The organism is Sphingomonas radiodurans (genome assembly GCF_020866845.1).
Taxonomy (GTDB): domain Bacteria; phylum Pseudomonadota; class Alphaproteobacteria; order Sphingomonadales; family Sphingomonadaceae; genus Sphingomonas; species Sphingomonas radiodurans.
On record NZ_CP086594.1, the window covers coordinates 2,555,413 to 2,575,761 of the forward strand.

Here is a 20,349-nt window from a genome sequence, read left to right on the forward strand (position 1 = left end):
ACGCTGGCTGGCCGCATGCCAAAACCCGCTCAGTGATAGCGCTACCTCAAGCGCACATGGGGAGGGGACATGGCCGCGATGAAGGTCCGCGCATTTGGTCGGTTGGCGGCGGCGCTGCCGTTGCTGCTGCTGTTGGGGGCTACCCCCGACGAGACACGCCTGAAGCTCAGCCCGAAGGGATATTTGACGGTCGCCGGGCTCGACGTGATCGTGTTCGACGATATCTATCCCGACGGGCACCAGACCGGTGTCACGATCATCCAGCACGGCACGCGCGTCGCCGCCAATGGCGATCTTCGGCTCGAGCCGGAGCCCGGCCAGTGGTCGCCCATGCCCGCGTCGGCGGGCAAGCGCGTGATCGATCCGGCGAGCGGCACCATCACGCAGGCGCTCACCTATCCCGACGAGACCAAGAACGGGCGCGGCTTCAACCCGATCTTTTATCCCGAGCTGAAGCTCGATTACCGCATCCGCGTCACCCCGGCGGAGGGGAACAGCTTCCGCATCTCGGTCGATCTCGATCGCCCCATCCCGCGCGATCGGGTCGGCCGGATCGGCTTCAACCTCGAACTGTTCCCGACGCCGCTGTTCGGCAAGGCGTGGACGCTCGACGCGCAGACCGGCATCTTCCCGCGTCAGCCGAACGGCCCGGTCGATCGGGCGGGGGAGGCGGGTCTCCCCGTTCCCCGCAACGCGCAGGCCAACGGCCCGGTGCAATCGCCCAACGGCCAGCCACTCGCACGGCCACTGGCGCGCGGTCGCACGCTCGTCGTCGCGCCCGAAGAGGATCGCCAGCGGCTGCGGATCGAAAGCCGCAACGGCGAGCTCGAACTGCTCGACGGCCGCTCCGCGCACAACAATGGCTGGTACATCGTCCGCCAGGCGGTCGCGGCCGGCGCGACGCGCGGCGCGGTCGAGTGGGTAGTCACGCCCAACGTCGTGGCGAACTGGCGCTATCAGCCGGTGATCCAGGTGTCGCAGATCGGCTATGCGCCCACCCAGCCCAAGCGCGCGGTGATCGAGCTCGATCCCGCCGATCCGGTCGACGCCACCGCGCAGCTCTTTCGCCTGACGCCCGAAGGCCGTCGCGAAGTCATGGGCGCGGTGCCGACGGCGTGGGGCGATTTCCTGCGCTACCGCTACCTCCAGTTCGATTTCAGCAGCGTGACGCAGCCGGGCATGTACCAGGTCGGCTATCGCGGCCAATTGTCGCACGCCTTCCGTATCGACGCGCAGGTCTATGCGCGCCACGCGTGGCAACCGACGCTCGAATATTTCCTGCCGGTCCAGATGTGCCACATGCTGGTGCGCGAGAAATACCGCGTCTGGCATGGCCGCGATCATCTCGACGATGCGCGCATGGCGCCGCTCAACCTCAATCACTTCGACGGCTATGCGCAAGCCGGTTCGACGCTGACGCGGTTCAAGCCCGGCGAGTCGGTGCCGGGGCTCGACGCCGGCGGCTGGCACGATGCCGGCGACGATGATCTGCGGGTCGAATCGCAGATCGGCGAGGTGTGGATCCTGTCGAAGATGGTCGAGGAGTTCGGCCTCGATTACGACGCGACGCGCATCGATCAGGCGCGTAAGCTGGTCGAGATCCGCGATCCCGATGGCAAGAACGATGCGATCCAGCAGATCGAACATGGCCTGCTCACCGTCCTGGGCGGCTACCGCGCGATGGGCCGGCTGTACCGCGGCGTGATCACCCCGTCGCTGCGGCAATATGTGCTGCTCGGCGACACGGTGAACGTTACCGACAACATCCCCGGCCGCGGCGGCGAGGAACTCGGCGTCGACGCAAACGGCACCCCCATCACCGCCGACGATCGCTGGGTGTTCACCGAGGACAACCCCGATCGCGAACTCGACACCGCTGCCGGGCTGGCGGCGGCGGCGCGCGTGCTCAAGGCGAGCAATCCCGGGCTCGCTGCCGAGGCGCTAGCCGCTGCGCGTGACTTGACGGCCAAGGCCGCGGGGCGCGGCAAGAACCTCGCGCCACGCGTCTTCGCGCTGGCCGAGCTCCTCCAGGCCACCGGCGAGCGCACCTATGCCGACCAGCTCGCCGCGCTCGAGCCCGCGATCCTCGCCGACATCGAGAAATCGGGCTGGATGCTCCACTCGGTCCAGCGCCAGCTCCCGGCCGGTTTCCGTGACCGCCTGGCGAAGGCAGTCACGACCTATCAGGCCAAGGTCGCCACCGATGCGCGGACCGATTCGCCGTATGGCGTGCCGTACAAGCCCGAGATCTGGGGCGCGGGCTGGCAGATCCAGGAGCGCGGCGTCCGGCAATATTTCTTCCACAAGGGCTGGCCGACGGTGACGAGCACCGACAGCTACATCAACGCGCTCAACTTCGTGCTCGGCGTCCATCCGGGCGAGAACACCGCCAGCTTCGTCTCCGGAGTCGGCGCGCGCTCGGCGACCACCGCTTATGGCCTCAACCGCGCCGATTGGAGCTACATCCCCGGTGGCGTGATCTCAGGCACGAACCTGATCCGCCCCAATCTGCCCGAACTGAAGGTGTGGCCCTATTTCTGGCAGCAGACCGAATATGTGATGGGCGGCGGCGCGACCCATTACATGTTCCTGGCGCTTGCCGCCGACCAGCTATACCGGCGGCCTGCGAAGTGAGGGCCTAGTGGCTGACGCCCCCGTCCGCGCCGATGCCCGTCTCGGCCCGGACGCGCTGCGCGGCATATCCCGCGCGATCGATGCGCGCCCGCGGCCCGTGGTCGAGCACCGACACCAGCCAGATCGTGAAGAACGCCGCGGGGATCGAGAAGATCGCGGGTGACGAATAGGGAAAGATCGCCACCGAATTGCCCAGGATCGCGACCCACACCGTCGGTGACAGGACGGTGAGCGTCAGCGCCAGCACGAGGCCGACGCTGCCACCCGCGACGACGCCGCGCGTGGTGCATCCGCCCCACAGCAGCGACAGCAGCAGTACCGGAAAGTTGCTCGATGCCGCGACCGCAAAGGCCAGGCTCACCATGAAGGCGACATTCTGCTTCTCGAACGCGATACCCAGCAAGATGGCGGCAGCGGCGAGAACGAGCACGGTGCGCCGCGACACGCGTAGCTCCGCCGCCCCGTCCGCCTCGCCGCGCCGCAACACCGTCGCATAAAGGTCGTGCGACACTGCTGACGCCCCGGCGAGCGTCAGCCCGGCGACCACCGCCAGGATGGTCGCGAACGCCACCGCCGAGATGAAGCCGAGGAAGAGATCGCCGCCGACCGCGTGCGCGAGGTGGATCGCCGCCATGTTGCCCCCACCGACGAGCCCGCCCGCCGCGTCGATATAGCGCGGCTCGGTCGCGACCAGCACGATCGCGCCGAAGCCGATGATGAAGGTCAGCAGGTAGAAATACCCGATCCACCCCGTCGCCCACAGCACCGAGCTTCGCGCCTGCCGCGCGTCGGGCACGGTGAAGAAGCGCATCAAGATGTGCGGCAGCCCCGCGGTTCCGAACATCAGCGCCATGCCGAACGATATGGCCGACACCGGATCGCGGATGAAATTGCCCGGCCCCATGATCGATCGCCCGGCGCTTGCCGCGTCCGCCGGGGATGCCCCCGCGTCTCCCGCCAGCATCGTCTTGACCGCCACTGCGCGCGCGAACAGCGCCTCGGGCGAAAAGCCGAACTGCGCCATCACCGCCAGCGCCATGAACGTCGCGCTGCCGAGCAGCAGCACTGCCTTGATGATCTGCACCCACGTCGTCGCCGTCATGCCGCCGAACAGCACGTACAGCGTCATCAGCACGCCGACGATCACCACCGCATAGCTGTAGGGCAGGCCGAACAGCAGCCGGATCAGCTGCCCCGCGCCGACCATCTGCGCGATCAGGTAGAACAGCACCACGATCAGCGTGCTGAGCGTCGCGAAGGTGCGGACCGGCGCTTGCGCGAAGCGGAACGAGGCGACGTCCGCGAAGGTGTAGCGCCCCAGATTGCGCAACCGCTCGGCCATCAGGAACAGGATGATCGGCCATCCGACGAGGAAGCCGATCGAATAGATCAGCCCGTCATAGCCATCGGTGAAGATCTGCGCCGAGATGCCCAGGAACGACGCGGCGGACATATAATCGCCCGCGATCGCCAGCCCGTTCTGGAAGCCGGTAATGCCCCCGCCGGTGTAGAATTGCGCGACCGTGCGGGTACGCCGCGCTGCCCAGCGCGTGATGAGCAGCGTGGAAATCGCGAACGCGCCGAACATCGCGATTGCCGTCCAGTTGGTCGGCTGCCGTGCCGCCTCGCCGCCGATCGCGTCCGCGCTGGCGAGCGCCGGCGCCAGGAGCGCGGCCAGCCCGATGAGCGCCTCGGGAAAACGCTTCATTTGCCGTGGTCGGCCAGAAGGCCGGAGACCAGCGCGTCATACTCGCGGTTCGCCTGCCGTACGTACAGGCCGGTCAGTGCGATCGCGAGCAGGATCACGCCGAAGCCGATCACGATGCCAAGCGACGTCACACTCCCGTCGGCGATCGGCCGCGCCAGGAACGGCTTGTCGAAGGCGATGAGCAGGATGAAGCTGAGGTAGGCCGCGAGCATGACGGCGGTCAGCGCCCAGGTGAACCGCCCGCGGCGACGCACGAGCGCTTGGTAGCGCGGGTCGCGCGCGATCTGCGCCGCTTCATCCTCGGACATCCCACCCCCCTGATTTTCGACGACGCGATCATGCGGCAATCGGCCGCGCACGCAAGGCGCGCTCCGAAGGGTGGATTGCAGCGATGATGCTGGTGCGGCCCCAAAACGGAGCCGCTCCCCCGTGCAAAGGGAGCGGCCCAGGGGGGAAAGCGTCAGATGAAACGGTTGATCAGGTTCTCGATCCGCTCCTGCTGGCCGGATCGCGGCTGCGGATCGAGGTCACGCTCGATCGCGAGATCGGCGATGCCGGCCAGGTCGAGATCCGCGATCTCGCTGCCGAACGGCCCCGTCCAGCCGGCATAGCGCTCCGCCTTGATCGCATCGACACGGCCGTCCTCGATGATCGCGGCGGCGTTCAGCAGCCCGCGTGCGGTAACGTCGATCCCGCCGATATGGCCATGGAACAGGTCGGCCGGATCGATGCTCTGGCGGCGCACCTTGGCGTCGAAATTGAACCCGCCGGTGGTGAAGCCGCCGGCGCGGACGAACTCGAGCATCGCCAGTGTCAGTTCCTCGACCGAGTTGGGGAATTGATCGGTATCCCACCCGTTCTGCGGATCGCCGCGGTTGGCGTCGATCGATCCGAAGATCCCCAGCGCGCCCGCTGTCGCGATTTCATGCTCGAACGTGTGGCCGGAGAGCGTCGCGTGGTTCGCCTCGATGTTGACGCGCACCTCGTTCTCGAGCCCATAGCGCTTGAGGAAGCCGTACACCGTCGCGGTGTCGAAATCATATTGGTGCTTGGTCGGCTCGTGCGGCTTCGGCTCGATCAGGATGGTGCCGTCGAAGCCGATCTTGTGCTTGTGCTCCACCACCAGGGTCAGGAACCGGCCGAGATTGTCGAGCTCGCGCTTCATGTCGGTGTTGTGCAGCGTCTCATAGCCTTCGCGTCCGCCCCACAGCACGTAATTGGCGCCGCCGAGGCGATGCGTCGCCTCGAGCGCGTCGCGCACCTGCACCGCGGCGAAGGCGAACACTTCGGGATCGGGGTTCGTCGCGCCGCCGGCCGCGAAGCGCGGATGGCTGAACAGATTGGCAGTGCCCCACAACAGCTTGCGCCCCGACGAGGTCTGCAACTGCTCCAGATGATCGACCGCTTCCGCAAAGAACCGGCGATGCTCGCTGATGTTATGTGCCTCGGCGGAAACATCGACGTCGTGGAAGCAGTAGAAGGGGATGTCGAGCTTGCTGAAGAAGTCGAACGCAACCTCGCGCTTCATCGCGGCAGCGGCGCTGTCGTTCGCGCCCTTCAGCCACGGGCGGTCGAACGTGCCGCCGCCGAACACGTCCGAGCCCGGCCAACAGAAGGTGTGCCAGAAGCACGCGGCGAAGCGAAGATGATCTTCCATCCGCTTGCCCAGGACCACCCGGTCCTTGTCGTAGAAGCGGTAGGCGAGCTCGTTGGTGCTATCCGGCCCTTCATATTTGATCTGGGGGATGTCAGCGAAGAAATCGGCCATCATTGGTTCCTTGGGGTGATGCGGGGATAAGCGTCGCGGAAAGCTGCTTTTTTCTCGGCAAGGCGCGAGACGAGGGCAGGATCAGGGTCGACGATGTGCGCGATCGGCGGGGCGATGCAGACGTCGGCTGGCGACCCACCGTCGACGGCGAGTTGCGCAAGCCGCGCCGCGCCAAGCGCTGGGCCGACCTCGCCGCCGTGCAGGTAGACGAGCGGCACTTCCATCGCGGCCGAGATGACCCGCCCCCAATAGCTCGATCGTGCGCCGCCGCCGATGACCGACAGTCGCTCGACGCGCGTGCCCGCATCGCTGAGCGAATCGAGCCCGTCGGCCAGTGCGAAGGCCACGCCTTCGAGCACCGCTTGTGCCAGCCGCCCGGCGTCGGTGTCGTTGTCAAGGCGCAGGAACGCGCCACGCACCTGTGCGTCGTTGTGCGGCGTCCGCTCGCCCGACAGATACGGCAGGAACAGCTCGGGGCCGCAGGCCGGCCCGGCCGCCTCGGCGCGTGCGAACAGCTCCGCCGCGCCGCTCGCGCCGGTCAGCCGCGCCACCCAGTCGATGCACGACGCGGCGGACAGATGGACTGACATCTGGTGCCACAGGTCTGGCAGGCAGTGGCAGAAGGCGTGCATCGCGCGCGCGGGGTTCGGGCGGAAGTCACGGGTCGCGACGAAGATCACGCCCGACGTGCCGAGCGACAGCAAAGCGTCACCGTCCGAGACCACGCCGACGCCGACCGCGCCCGCGGCATTGTCGCCACCCCCGGCAGCGACAGGCACGCGCGCCATGCCCCACAGGTCCGCGACTTCCGCGGTCAGCGTGCCGGTGATCTCCGATCCCTCGAACAGGCTCGGCATCTGCGCTTCATCCAGCCCGCAGGCATCGAGCAGCGTGCCGCTCCATCGGCGCGCACCGACATCGAGCCACAAGGTGCCCGCGCTGTCGGACAGGTCGGATGCCTTGTCGCCGGTCATCACCAGCCGGACGTAATCCTTCGGCAGCAACACCGTGCGGATGCGCGCGAACACGTCAGGTTCGTGATCGCGCACCCACAGCAATTTGGGGGCGGTGAAGCCGGGCATCGCAAGGTTGCCCGAGATCGCGCCGAGCGTCGGCACCGCTTCCTCCATCGCCGCCGCCTCGGCGAAGCTGCGCCCGTCGTTCCACAGGATCGCGGGGCGCAGCGGCTTGTCGTCGTCGCCGAGCAGCGTCGCGCCGTGCATCTGCCCGGCGAGCCCGACGCCGCGCACCGATCGTCGCAGCCCGGGGTCGATCGCCAGAACCGCGGCGCAGGTCGCGCGCCACCATTCGGCGGGATCCTGTTCGGACCATAAGGGATGCGGCCGCTGCACCGTCAGCGCCGCGGTGCCCTGGCCCGCAACCGCGCCGGCGCCGTCGAGAACCACCGCCTTCACCCCGGAGGTGCCAATGTCGATTCCTAGGAACATCAGTCGCGGAACGGATCGATGGTTGGGATCGTGCCGTCGGCGTTGAACGTGAGTTCGGTCACCTTGGCGCTGCGGAGGTGGTTCTTGTTCGACAATTGCGTGTCCGCATAGAACAGCCACCATTTGCCATCGTGCTTGATGATCGAATGGTGCGACGTCCAGCCCTGCACCGGCTTCAGGATATGGCCCTTGTAGGTGAACGGGCCATAGGGCGTGTCGCCGATGGCGTAGTTCACGAAGTGCGTATCACCGGTCGAGTACGTGTAATAATATTTGCCGCCGCGCTTGAAGACCCATGATGCCTCGAAGAAACGGCGGTCATGGTCGCCGGCCTTGATCGGCTGCCCGGCCTCGTCGAGGATCACCGCGTCGCGCGGCGCTTCGGCGAAGCTCTTCATGTCGGCGTTCATCCGCACGACCTTGCCCGATAGCGCAGGCTGGTCGTTCTGCCCGAGATCGGTGTCGCTGCCGTTGGGGTCGAACGTGCCCGTCGCCCAGCGCTGAAGCTGCCCGCCCCAGATGCCGCCGAAATACATGTAGCTCTGGCCATCGGCGTCGGTGAACACCGCCGGGTCCATCGAATAGCTTCCGGCGATCGGCTCCGGATCGGCGGTGAACGGCCCCATCGGGTTCTTGCTCGTCGCGACGCCGATGCGGAACGTGCCCAGCCCGTTCTTGTCCTTCGCCTTGTCGCGCGCGGGGAAGTACAGGTAGTAGGTGCCGTTCTTGTAGGCGGCATCCGGCGCCCACATCTGCTGCGACACCCACGGCACGTCCTTCATGTCGAGCGCCACTGGCCCGATCGTCACCGGGCCACCGACCCGGTCCATCGACAGGACGCGATAGTCGCGCATCGCATATTGATTGCCCAGATCGTCGTCGGCGATCGCCACATCGATGTCATGGCTCGGATAGACGTAGATCTTGCCGTTGAAGACATGCGCCGACGGATCGGCGGTGTAGATCTCGCGCACCAGCGGCTGCGACAGATACCGGCGGCCGTCCGGGCTGCGCGGCTCGGCCGCCGACGTTGCGGAAGGGGCGGCGGCGCTCGCCTGGGGCATGTCTGCTGAAGCGGTGGTGCAACCCGCCAGCGCAATCGCGGCGGCACCAAGGTACAAATGTCGTCGAACGGTCATTTTCTGCCTCATCCTCATCCGGCGGGCCGCAGCGCGTGACGACCCGGGGCGACATTCTATCGGCCGCGTTAGCGCTATCATTTACCGGTTTAAGTCGCCGGTGCAAGCGCGTCTTCGCGTCTTGCGACGAACGATGTGGACGCTACCAAACGAACGCGTTTGCCGCTCAAGCGATCACCAGCGTGGCGGTCTGCAGATCCACCGAGTTCGGCCCGGTCATGATCTGGTACCGCCCGGGCTCGACCACTTCCTCCATCGCCAGGTTCCACAGCGCGAACGCCTCGGGATCGAGCGTCATCACCACCTCGCGCGTTTCACCGGGTGCGAGCGTCACGCGCGCGAACCCCTTGAGCGCCTTGATCGGTCGCGTGACGCTGGCGGTTTCCTGATGGACATACAGCTGGACCACCTCGTCGCCCGCCCGCGCGCCGGTGTTGGTCACCGAAACCCGCACCTCCACCGATCCCGCCCGTCCGATCGTCGCGGACGACAGTTGCGGCGGCCCCAGCCTGAAGCTCGTGTAGCTGAGGCCATGCCCGAACGGGAACAACGGCTTCGTCGTGCCGAACAGATATCCGCGCCCAACCGACGACTTGGCATTATAGTACAGCGGCACTTGCCCCGCATCGCGCACCACCGTCAGCGGCAGCTTCGCGCCCGGGTTGATCCGGCCCAGCAGCGCCTCGGCCACCGCGGTGCCGCCTTCCTGCCCCGGATACCAGCATTCGAGCACCGCATTCGCGCGCGCGACGACTCCGGGCCAGCTTGGCGGACGCCCGTTGATCGCACACACCACGATCGGCTTGCCCAGCGCGTGCAGCGCATCGAACAAGGCGTTCTGCTCGCCCACGAGGTCGATCGCGGTACGGTCGCCCAGATGGTTGGCGGCATAGCCCTCGCGGCTCGTCTGCTCGGTATCGCCGATCGCCAGGACGATCGCATCCGCGTCACGCGCGATCGCCACCGCCTCCGCGATCAGGCGAGCGTTCGCGGCAGGATCGGCGAGTTCGACGGCATCGGCCGACCGGTCTTCGCTGCGCGTGATGAACACGCCCTGCGCATGGACGACGCGGTCGCCGAGCAACGCGCGCAGCCCATCCAGCAACGACACCGCGCGCGACGGCTCGCCCGAATAACCCCCCAGCCGCGCCACCGCCGCATTCGGTCCGATCACCGCCAGCTTCGTCAGTCGTGCCTGATCGAACGGCAACACCCCGTCGTTCGTCAGCAGGCAAAGCGAGCGCTGCGCCGCCTCCAGCGCGAGCGCCTGCGCCTCCGCATTGCCGGTCAGCCGGCGGGCAAGGTTGAGATCGGCCGGGCCATCCTCGAACAGCCCGGCGCGGAACTTCAGCCGCAGCATCCGCGCGCACGCCGTGTCCACTGCCGCCCGCGCGACCGTGCCGGCGCGCACCTGGTCGGCCAGCGTGCGATAGGCCACGCCATCGGGCAGTTCGCAATCGACGCCGGCGTGCAGCGCACGCCGCGCCGTCTCCTGCTTGTCGCTCGCGACATGGTGGATCTTCTGCAGCTCCTCCACCGCGCCGTAATCGCTGACGACCGCGCCATCGAAACCCCACTCACCGCGCAGCACGTCGCCCAGCAGCCAGCGGCTGGCATGGCTCGGCACACCGTCGATCTCGTTGTACGACGGCATCACCGCGGCAATGCTGGTGCGCGAGACCACCGCGCGGAACGGCGGGAAGAAATTCTCGCGCAACTCACGCTCGGCGAGCGGCGCGGGCGCGATATTGTTGCCCGCCTGCGGCTGGCCATGCCCGGTCATGTGCTTCAACGTCGCCAGCACCTTGCCCGGCGCCAGCTTTTCACCCGGACCCTGCAAGCCGTCGACCGCAGCGACGCCCATCTCGCCGCACAGATAGGGGTCTTCGCCGAACGTCTCCTCGATCCGCCCCCAGCGCGGGTCGCGCGCAATGTCGACGACGGGCGAGAGCGCCAGGTGGCTGCCGTGCGCGCGGACCTCGCGGCCGATCACCGACTGGACGCGCGTCATCAAGTCGCGGTCGAAGCTGCCCGCCAGCCCGATTGCCTGCGGAAACATCGTCGCATCGGGCGCCATATAGCCGTGGAGCGATTCCTCGTGGAACAGCACGGGGATGCCGAGCCGCGTGCGCTCGCGTGCCCAGCGTTGCACCGCATTGACGAAGGCGATCGTCGATTCGCTCCCGCGCCACCGCGCGCCCGTCCCGCCGGCGACGTCCGCGGACTGGAGCCCGCCGCGGCGATCCGACGGGCGCGTAATCTGGCCGAAGCCGTCGGGGTAGGCGGCCGTGGCTTTTGCCGGGTTGAAGGTCAGATCGTCCATGATGTCCGCCTTGGTCCCCCAAAGCGCGATCAATTGCCCGACCTTCTCTTCCAGCGTCATCCGCGACAGCAAGTCGCGCACGCGCAGGTCGATCGGGGCGCGGGCATCCTTGTAGATCGGGCTCGCGGCCGCTGCGATCGCGCCGGGTGCAAACGCCGCCGCCGCCGTGCCGCCAAGCCAGCCGAGCATCATGCGACGCGTCGTGATCATCGTTGATAGGGCCACGTCCGCTCTCCTGCCGATGACACGTGTTAATCTTGTCGTTGTTATCGCTACCATGATAAGCGTCTGCGGAGCTTGTCAAGAAGCCGTCCGATAGAGACGCGAAGGGGAGGGTGAATGCGGAGCGGCTGGATCATCGGGGTATTGATCGCCTGCCTGCTCGCGGCGACTTCCGCGTCGGCCGAGGGTGGCTATGATCTGTGGCTACGCTACCGGCCCCTGCCGCCGACGTCTGCCGCGACCGTTCGTGCACACGCCGGCGCTATCGTAACGCAAGAGGCCGATCCGCGAATCGCATCCGCCAAGGCCGAGTTGATCCGTGCGGTCGAGGGACTTGCCGGAACCGCGCCGACATCCGACGCCGTCATGCGCCCGGGCGCGATCCTGCTCGGAACGCCGGCACGCTCTCCGCTGGTCCGCCAACTTGGGCTTCCGCTCGCCGGACTCGGCAACGAGGGATATGTGATCCGCAGCGTCGTCATCGCGGGCAGCCCCACGATCGTCGTCGCCGCCAACGACGGGGCAGGGGTGCTCTACGGCGCCTTTGCGCTGATCCGCCACCTTCAGCGCGGCGACCCGATCGACCGCATCGCGCTGCAATCCCGACCCGAAGTCGGCCTGCGTGTCCTCAATCACTGGGACAATCTCGATCGGCAGGTCGAGCGCGGCTATGCCGGGCAATCGATCTGGGATTGGTGGCGGCTGCCGGGGCAGACCGACGCGCGCTACACCGATTATGCCCGCGCGAATGCGTCGATCGGCATCAACGGTGCGGTGCTGAACAACGTCAATGCCAAGGCCGACAGCCTGACCACTCCCTACATCGCGAAGGCGGCGGCGGTGGCGGATGTGCTGCGTCCCTGGGGCATGAAGGTCTATCTGTCGGCGCGATTCTCGGCGCCGATCGAATTGGGCGGTCTCAAGACGGCGGATCCGCTCGATCCGGCCGTCGCGCGCTGGTGGCGCGGCAAGGCGGACGAGATCTATCGCGCTATTCCCGACTTCGGCGGCTTTCTCGTCAAGGCGAACAGCGAAGGGCAGCCCGGGCCGCGCGATTATCGCCGCAGCCATGCCGATGGCGCGAACATGCTCGCTGCCGCCGTCGCGCCGCACGGCGGCGTCGTGATGTGGCGCGCGTTCGTCTACGCGGACACCGACCCCGAGGATCGCGCCAAGCAGGCCTATACCGAGTTCAAGCCGCTCGACGGTCGCTTCGCCGACAATGTCATCGTTCAGGTCAAGAATGGCCCGATTGATTTTCAGCCGCGCGAGCCCTTCCATCCGCTGTTCGGCGCGATGCCGAAGACGCCGCTGATGATCGAATTCCAGATCACCAAGGAGTATCTCGGTTTCGCGACGCACCTCGCCTATCTCGGCCCGCTGTTCGCGGAAACGCTGGCAGCGGACACCTACGGCAAGGGGCGAGGCTCAACGGTGGCGCGAGTCATCGATGGTTCGCTCGACGGCCATCGGCTGACCGGAATGGCCGGCGTGGCCAACATCGGCACCGATCGCAATTGGGCCGGCTCGATCTTCGATCAGGCCAATTGGTACGCCTTCGGTCGCCTTGCATGGGATCCGCGCGCGAAGCCGGATGCGATTGCAGCGGACTGGGCGGCGGCGACCTTCACGCCGGACCCGCGCTTCCTCGCCCCGACGGTCGCCGCCATGATGCGCTCACGCGAAGCGGTGGTGGATTATATGACGCCGCTCGGGCTGGCGCATCTGATGGCGACTGGCCATCATTATGGGCCTGGGCCTTGGGTGGCCGATCTTGCCCGGCCCGAATGGAACCCTGTCTATTATCACCGCGCCGACGCCAACGGCATTGGCTTCGATCGGACGCGCACCGGCAGCAACGCGCTCGCGCAATATGCGCCGCCGGTGGCCAGCCGCTTCGCCGATCCCAAGACGATCGACGAGCAGTATCTGCTGTGGTTCCACCATGTGCCATGGGATCACCGCATGGCCGACGGCGCGACCTTGTGGGACACGCTCGTCCGGCGGTACGATCGCGGCGTCGCGCAGGTCGCCGATACGCGCGATACATGGGCGCGGCTGAAGCCGTTCGTCGACGCGGAGCGCCACGGCCGGACTGCGGATGCACTGCGCGTCCAGCTGGAGGAGGCGCAGTGGTGGCGTGACGCCAGCATCGCCTATTTCGCCAGCCTGAGCCGTCGCCCGTTGCCCGCGGGCTTGCCGCCACCGGCGCATCCGCTCGATTGGTACAAGGCGCAGCGCTTTCCCTGGGCGCCCGGAAATCCGCAATGATTTCGACTGTGCAACATCGCAGAGGCTTTTGTGTGATTGGTCCGGCGCGTTCCGCGATGCGTGAATGCGGGACAAGCTTTGGGTGCGGCGGCGTTGCGTCGACCGCCAAATCATGGAAACGAGTCTCCGCATGAAACAAAAGCCTGCCCGGCGACCGCGCACCGCACCCACGATCAGCGATGTTGCAGCCAGTGCAGGCGTCTCACCCATGACGGTCTCGCGGGTCATCAATGGCCAGACGAACGTGCGCGCTGCGACGCGCGAAGCGGTCAACGTGGCGATCGCCGCGCTCAACTATTCGCCCAACCCCGCGGCCCGCAGCCTGGCGGGTGCCGGTCAGGCACGGATCGGCTTGCTGTACAGCAATCCCAGCGCGGGGTTCCTGTCGGAATTTCTAGTCGGCAGTCTCGACGGCGCGAGCCGCAGCGACGTTCAGATCATCGTCGAGAAATGCGAGCTGGGCGATCACGAAATGGAAGTGACGCAGCGGCTGATCGACGGCGGCATCGACGGCATCGTGCTGTCGCCGCCCCTGTGCGAATCAGACCCGATCATCGCGCTGCTCGCCGAGGCCGGGGTGCCGACGGTGGCGGTGGCGACGAGCCGCTCGCTCGACACGATGCTGACGATACGCATCGACGATCGCGATGCGGCGCTGACCATGACGCGCCATGTCATGGCGCTCGGCCATCGGCGGATCGGGTTCATCTCGGGCAACCCGAACGTCACCGCCACCGTGAACCGCCTAGATGGCTACCGCGCGGCACTGGCCGAAGCCGGGCTGGCGCCCGACGAGACGCTGATCGCGCACGGCCTGTACACGTATCGATCGGGGCTCGATGCGGCGGAGCAATTGCTCGGGCTGGCCGATCCGCCGACCGCGATCTTCGCCTCGAACGACGATATGGCGGCGGCGACCGTCGCGGTGGCGCACCGGCGTGGCATCGACGTGCCGGGCGACCTCACCGTTTGCGGCTTCGACGATACGACGTTGGCGACCGCGATCTGGCCCGAGCTGACCACCATCCATCAGCCGATCGCCGACATGGCGCGCGGTGCGATCGAGTTGCTCGTATCGCGGATCCGGCAATCGAAGGACGCGGGGCCGATCAATCCGCATCGCCTGCTCGATTTCACGCTGATCCGTCGCCAGTCGGATGCGGCGCCACGCCAGCGGCCGCGCGCCAGCCGCCCGTTGGCGGAGCGGAAACGAACCTGACGAAAGCGCGAAAAGCGCAAACGCGCCTTTCGTTTTTGATCGCGTCGTCGGTCGTGCGACAGAAAACCCCGGATTTACCCCGCCACTCCCTGAGCGGCGGGGTTTTTCACATACGAAAGCGTGCTTTTATCCCTGCATTGCCTCCAGTTCGATCCCCTTGGTCTCCTTGATGAACCGCTGGACCAGGAAGAAGCTGATCAACGCACAGCCACCGTAGAAGCTGTAGCTCACGGCTAGGCCGAGGCCCGCCGCCATGATCGGAAAGGTTTGCGCGATCAGATAGTTGGAGAACCATTGTGCAAAGCCGCACACCGCCAGCGCGGAGCCGCGCAGCTGGTTGGGGAACATCTCGCCCAGCATCACCCACATGATCGGGCCCCAAGATACGTTGAAGAAGATCACGTACAAATTGGCAGCAATCAGCGCCACCGTCCCGAGATTTGCAGACAATTGAAGCTGTCCGTCAGCATCCAGCGTCCCATTTCCGAAGACATAAACCAACGTGAACAGCGTCACCGTCATCCCAGCCGAGCCGATCAAGAGCAACGGCTTGCGCCCGATCTTGTCGACCAGCGCGATCGTCAGGAAGCACGCCGCAATCGACACGACGCCTGAGACGATGTTGATCAGCAGGGACTGGTCTTCGGTAAACCCTGCCAGCTGCCACAAGGTCGCGCCGTAATAGAAGATAACGTTGATGCCGACCAGTTGCTGGAAAACCGCCAAGACGAGGCCAGCCCAGACAATCGGACGCAGAAAAGTCCCGGGCGCGCGTACGTCGCTGAGCCTCGGACGGTGATCGACGTCGAAGGTACCGCGGATTTCTTCAAGCTTTGCCTTCGCCACCACTTCGCCGAACAGCCGCGTGAGCACGACCGCTGCTTGCTCATGCCGTCCTTTGGCCACCAGAAAGCGCGGGCTTTCCGGAATGAAGCACAGCGCCAGCAGGAAAACCGCCGCCGGCAGCGCCTGCATGAGATACATCCAGCGCCACGCTTCAATGCCGCCCCAGAAGATATTTGTCGACGCGCCCGCCGCGATGGCCAGGAAATAGTTGACCACGAACGCGGTGGTTAGGCCGGTGATGATCATGATCTGCTGCACGGTCGTCATCCGCCCACGCACATTGGCCGGCGCGACCTCCGAAATATAGGCCGGCGAGAGCACACTCGCGGCCCCCACCGCCATCCCCCCGGCAATCCGCGCCAGCACGAACAGCCACTGCACTTGTGCAAAACCCTGGACGAGCGCCCCGATCAGGAACAGCAGCGCCGCCAGCATCATCACCAGTCGCCGACCCATGAGATCGGCGAGGCGACCCGCCAGGAATGCACCGATAAAACAGCCGATTAGCAACGAGCCGACCGTAAATCCCAGGCCGCCATCGCTCAGGTTGAACGCCTTTCTCAGGCCGTCCTGCGTGCCGTTGACCGCCCCACTGTCATACCCGAACAACAAGCCGCCAATCGTCGCCACCGCGACGATCGCGGCGATGAAGCCCATATTGGCCTCTGTTTCCCCTCGCTCCACGCTACTCTCCCTGCGCCTTATTATGATTCATTCGACCCTCGCTACCTGAACGCGCTCGGCCGCCCCGGTATCGTATGTAACAGATTGCCGGCCAAGCGCTGCTTCCCTCGAATGCAGCGGGCCGCGCTCGGCCGAGCGCTTTGCGCCTACGCCATCGGTGAACATCGCGAGCGGGACGGCGTCGCCCATCGCCTTGTAGCCCGCCATTGAGGGGTGAAGATGATCGCCCGAGTCGAATGCAGGCGCCAGCCGGTCAGGCCGCACAGGATCACGCATGATCCGATCGAAGTCGATCACCGCATCGAACGTCCCGCTCGTGCGGATAAAGCGGTTGATCGCCTGGCGGTCAGCCTCCGTCGCTGCGCCGGGATTGTAATAGTCGTTGCCGCCGAACGGCATGATGGTGCCCGCGATCAGCTTGATCCCGTGCGCATGCGCACGTGCGGCGAGCTCGGCATAGCCCTGCGTGATCCGGGTCACCAACGCCTTGTGCGCCGCCGCGTCCACCAGCCCGTCGCGAGTCAGCACCCCGATATCGTTGACGCCTTCCAGCATGATGGCCCATCGCACGCCGCTTCGTGCGACCACGTCGCGGTCGAATCGGGCGAGCAAATTGGGGCCGAGGCCATCGAGCAGTACGCGGTTGCCGCCGATCCCCGCGTTCACCACGCCGATAGCGCGCGTGTCAGGATCGGCGCGCAGCCGAGCGGCGAATGTGTCGGTCCAGCGCGCGTGCGTATCGGGGGCGACGCCGTAGCCGTCGGTGATCGAATCGCCGATCGCCACTACCGCAGCGGCGCCTGCTGGTGCCTCCACCTCGACGTCCGCGAGCACCCACCAGCGCGCTGACGCCTCGGCACCCGACGGATCGTCAACCGCGACGCTGTCGCCCGCGATCAGGTAGCTGGTCGCGCGAGATCCGGGATGCCCGGTTTGAACACTCGGCACGGATGGCAGATGCAGGCTGATCGCAAGGTCGGCGCCAGGCTCCAGCGCGATCGACACAGGGTCGGAATAGACTTCGGCACCCGCGGCGATCGTTACGGCGGTCTGCCCGCCGAACGCAAGCATCCGCCCGCTGCCTGCCGCGAGCCGCGGGCCACCCGCGGGACGGGCGACGTGGGCGCGGCTGATCAGCAGCGGCGCGGTGCCGAACACGTTGGAGAAACGCACGCGAAGCCGCTTGCCCGCCGCAGACAGTCGGACGACTTGGCGGAGCGTGAGGTCGCGGCTTCTGGCAGGCGGCAGCGCGTTCTCGGCAGCGGGGATCATTTGCGCCGAGCCCCAACTCGCGATCCAGCGCGCGGGTGACGAGGGTTGGCCACCGGCCAGCGAAGGGCACGCAAGCAGCAACGTCGCGACCAGAACGCGTGTACTGCTCAATCCCCCCATTCGTCGCCCTCGTTAGACGTTAGCGCTAACATTAGCGCAGGGGAAGCGAGCCGCGCAAGCGCGAACCGGAGTGCCGACTGTCCGATACCCGAACGAAGGCGATCGCCTGTTGACACCGATGGTCCCGAGCGGTCTGTTACCGCTACAACGGCTGGACTCAAGAAGCCGTGGGAGAGGCTATGACGTCCTATCTGGTGATGCGCAGAGTGCTGGCTGTCACGTTGCTGGCCGCCGGAGCGCCCATCGCGGCGCAGGGCGACCTCTCACCGGCGGCGAGCCCGGCGAGTTGGCCGACGGTGACCCCGAAGCTCCGGCGCGATCCCGCCATCGAGCGACGTATCGCCGATCTAATGGCGCGCATGTCGGTCGAGGATAAGGTCGGCCAGATGATGCAGATCGATATCGCCAGCATCACGCCGAAGGACGTGGAAACCTACAAGATCGGGTCGATCCTGAACGGCGGGAATTCAGCTCCAAACAACGACGAGCGCGCTCCTGCCGCCGAATGGTTGAAGCTGGCCGACGCCTTCTACGATGCGTCCATGAAGCGATCAGACGGGCGGCCCGCCATTCCGGTGATCTGGGGCACCGACGCGGTCCACGGCGCGAACAATATCGTCGGGGGAACGCTGTTCCCGCACAATATCGGCCTGGGCGCGACACGCGATCCGGCGCTCGTCCGTCGCATTGGTCAGGCCACAGCCGTCGAAACCGCCGCGACCGGCATCGACTGGAGCTTCGCGCCAACGTTGGCGGTCGTTCAGGACGATCGCTGGGGCCGCACATATGAAAGCTATTCGGAGGAGCCGTCGATCGTCGCGTCCTACGCCGGCGAGATGGTGGAGGGCATTCAGGGCGCCGTGGGCCGCGACTTCATGGGGCCGGGCCGCGTGATCGCGTCGGTCAAGCACTTCGTCGGCGACGGGGGTACCGGCGGCCGCGATCAGGGCGATGCCCGCGTGCCCGAAGACGTGCTGCGCAGCGTTCACGCGGCTGGCTATCCGCCTGCGCTCGAAGCCGGCGCGCTGACGGTGATGGTGTCGTTTTCAAGCTGGAATGGCGTGAAAATGACCGGCAACAAGTCGATGCTCACCGATGTGCTGAAGGGCCGAATGGGGTTCGACGGCATCGTGGTGAGCGACTGGAACGCGCACGGACAGGTGCCCGGCTGCACCAACGAGGATTGTGCAGCAGCGGTGAACGCCGGGCTCGACATGTTCATGTATTCCGGGCCGGGCTGGAAGAAGCTTTACGACAGCACGCTGGCGCACGTGAAATCAGGCGCCATCAGCGCGGCGCGGCTGGATGACGCGGTAGCGCGCATCCTGCGGGTCAAGCTGATCGCGGGTACGTTCGATCGCGGTCGTCCATCCAGCCGGCCGCTGGCAGGCGAATTCGCGCGCATCGGCGCGCCCGAGCACCGCGCGCTCGCGCGTGAGGCCGTCGCGAAATCGCTGGTGCTCCTCAAGAACAATGGCGGCGTCCTGCCGATCGAGGCCGGTGCCAACATCCTGGTCGCAGGCACTGCCGCCGACAACATCGGCCAAGCCGCGGGCGGCTGGTCGATCACGTGGCAGGGGACCGATGTCACCAACAAGGATTTCCCGAACGGCCAGTCGATCTGGTCGGGTATCGCTCAGGCGGCGCGCGCTGCCGGGGGGCGCGCGACCTTGTCGGTGGATGGTAGTTTCACCAGCAAACCCGACGTGGCGGTCGTCGTGTTCGGCGAAACGCCCTATGCCGAATTTACCGGCGACAGGCCGACGCTAGAGTATAGCCCGCAGGACAAGCAGGATCTGGCGCTGCTGCGCAAGCTCAAGGCCGCCGGCGTGCCCGTCGTTGCGGTGTTCCTCTCCGGGCGGCCGATGTGGGTGAACCCGGAACTCAACGCCGCCGACGCGTTTGTCGCCGCGTTTCTGCCGGGCACCGAGGGCGGCGGCGTTGCCGACGTGCTGCTGGCCGGCAAGAACGGTCGGCCGGCGCGCGACTTCACCGGCAAGCTCAGCTTTTCCTGGCCCAAGCGGATCGACCAGAACGTCCTCAACCGCCGCGATCCCAATTACGACCCGCTGTTCCCGTTCGGCTACGGCTTGAGCTACGCTGCGGCAACGACGGTGCCCAAGCTCGACGAGACGCGCCCTAGCGCGGCGGCGGGCGACCAGAATGCCCTATTCGTGCGCGGGCGAGTGGCGGTTGGCGCGCGGCTGGAAGCGGGCGGGGCGGTCGTGCAGACCCGCACCGATCGCAAGGCGCAGGAGGATAGCTTGCGCCTTACCTGGAGCGGTTCGGGCGAGGGTCGCTTCGCGATCGAGCAGCCCAGCCCGATCGACCTGACGCGGGAGTCCAACGGTGAACTCAGCCTGCTGATCGACTACCGCGTCGTGACGCCATCCTCCGGGCCCGTGACACTGTCGATCGCCAGCGGCGACAAGGTCGGTATCGTCCCCGTCACTGCTGCCGTCGCAGCCGCGGTGCCCGGTGCCTGGACCCAAATGGCGGTTCCGCTGCGGTGTTTCGCCGAGGCTGGCGCAGATATGGCGCGCGTAACCCGCGCGTTCGTCATGGCGAGTAGCGGGCGGTTGGCGATTGACGTTTCGGAGGTACGTATCGGCAGCGCCCCTCCGGGTCCGCTCACATGCGCAGTCCGCTGATCGTGGCCCGCAGGACAAAGGGTCGAGCGCGATTGCTCCCAGAC

The 20,349-nt window shown here is 66.7% G+C and carries 12 protein-coding genes; 4 read left to right on the forward strand and 8 right to left on the reverse strand.

The window, feature by feature from the left end; genetic code table 11:
• Positions 1 to 69: 69 nt before the first annotated feature.
• Positions 70 to 2,634 (forward strand): glycoside hydrolase family 9 protein, encoded by a 2,565-nt coding sequence (locus LLW23_RS11885; RefSeq protein WP_228945730.1) that lies wholly within the window; start codon positions 70 to 72, stop codon positions 2,632 to 2,634.
• A 4-nt stretch (positions 2,635 to 2,638) separates the two neighbouring features.
• On the opposite strand, the gene LLW23_RS11890 is transcribed toward LLW23_RS11885, so the two are convergent.
• The 6 genes from LLW23_RS11890 to LLW23_RS11915 form a co-directional block, all read right to left on the reverse strand.
• Positions 2,639 to 4,342 carry a cation acetate symporter gene (locus LLW23_RS11890; protein WP_228945731.1) on the reverse strand — a complete coding sequence of 568 codons (1,704 nt, stop codon included), beginning with the start codon at positions 4,340 to 4,342 and terminating at the stop codon, positions 2,639 to 2,641.
• A complete protein-coding gene (locus tag LLW23_RS11895) occupies positions 4,339 to 4,650 on the reverse strand; it encodes a DUF485 domain-containing protein (RefSeq protein WP_228945732.1) in 312 nt (103 codons plus the stop codon). Before LLW23_RS11895 ends, LLW23_RS11890 begins: the two co-directional genes overlap by 4 nt.
• 152 nt (positions 4,651 to 4,802) lie before the next feature.
• Positions 4,803 to 6,113 carry a xylose isomerase gene (gene xylA / locus LLW23_RS11900; protein ID WP_408641955.1) on the reverse strand — a complete coding sequence of 437 codons (1,311 nt, stop codon included), beginning with the start codon at positions 6,111 to 6,113 and terminating at the stop codon, positions 4,803 to 4,805.
• Positions 6,110 to 7,558, reverse strand: a complete 1,449-nt coding sequence (gene xylB, locus LLW23_RS11905) for a xylulokinase (RefSeq protein ID WP_228945733.1) — start codon at positions 7,556 to 7,558, stop codon at positions 6,110 to 6,112. Before xylB ends, xylA begins: the two co-directional genes overlap by 4 nt.
• A complete protein-coding gene (locus LLW23_RS11910) occupies positions 7,558 to 8,697 on the reverse strand; it encodes a glycoside hydrolase family 43 protein (protein WP_408641956.1) in 1,140 nt (379 codons plus the stop codon). The genes xylB and LLW23_RS11910 overlap by 1 nt, the downstream gene beginning before the upstream one ends.
• A gap of 166 nt (positions 8,698 to 8,863) precedes the next feature.
• A complete protein-coding gene (locus LLW23_RS11915; RefSeq protein ID WP_228948566.1) occupies positions 8,864 to 11,230 on the reverse strand; it encodes a glycoside hydrolase family 3 N-terminal domain-containing protein in 2,367 nt (788 codons plus the stop codon).
• 129 nt (positions 11,231 to 11,359) lie between these two features.
• On the opposite strand from LLW23_RS11915, the gene LLW23_RS11920 reads away from it, so the two are divergent.
• Positions 11,360 to 13,513, forward strand: a complete 2,154-nt coding sequence (locus LLW23_RS11920) for an alpha-glucuronidase family glycosyl hydrolase (RefSeq protein WP_228945734.1) — start codon at positions 11,360 to 11,362, stop codon at positions 13,511 to 13,513.
• Positions 13,514 to 13,643: 130 nt separating this feature from the next.
• Positions 13,644 to 14,732 carry a LacI family DNA-binding transcriptional regulator gene (locus LLW23_RS11925; RefSeq protein WP_228945735.1) on the forward strand — a complete coding sequence of 363 codons (1,089 nt, stop codon included), beginning with the start codon at positions 13,644 to 13,646 and terminating at the stop codon, positions 14,730 to 14,732.
• 126 nt (positions 14,733 to 14,858) lie between these two features.
• Here LLW23_RS11925 and LLW23_RS11930 read toward each other — a convergent pair whose 3' ends face one another.
• The gene (locus tag LLW23_RS11930) at positions 14,859 to 16,235 is read right to left on the reverse strand and encodes a sugar porter family MFS transporter (protein WP_228945736.1); all 1,377 of its coding nucleotides are present in this window, start codon (positions 16,233 to 16,235) and stop codon (positions 14,859 to 14,861) included.
• Positions 16,236 to 16,289: 54 nt separating this feature from the next.
• The gene (locus tag LLW23_RS11935) at positions 16,290 to 17,654 is read right to left on the reverse strand and encodes an SGNH/GDSL hydrolase family protein (RefSeq protein ID WP_408641957.1); all 1,365 of its coding nucleotides are present in this window, start codon (positions 17,652 to 17,654) and stop codon (positions 16,290 to 16,292) included.
• Between the two features lie 179 nt (positions 17,655 to 17,833).
• On the opposite strand from LLW23_RS11935, the gene LLW23_RS11940 reads away from it, so the two are divergent.
• On the forward strand, positions 17,834 to 20,305 hold the full coding sequence (locus LLW23_RS11940; protein WP_228945738.1) for a glycoside hydrolase family 3 protein: 2,472 nt from the start codon (positions 17,834 to 17,836) through the stop codon (positions 20,303 to 20,305).
• Positions 20,306 to 20,349 lie beyond the last annotated feature (44 nt).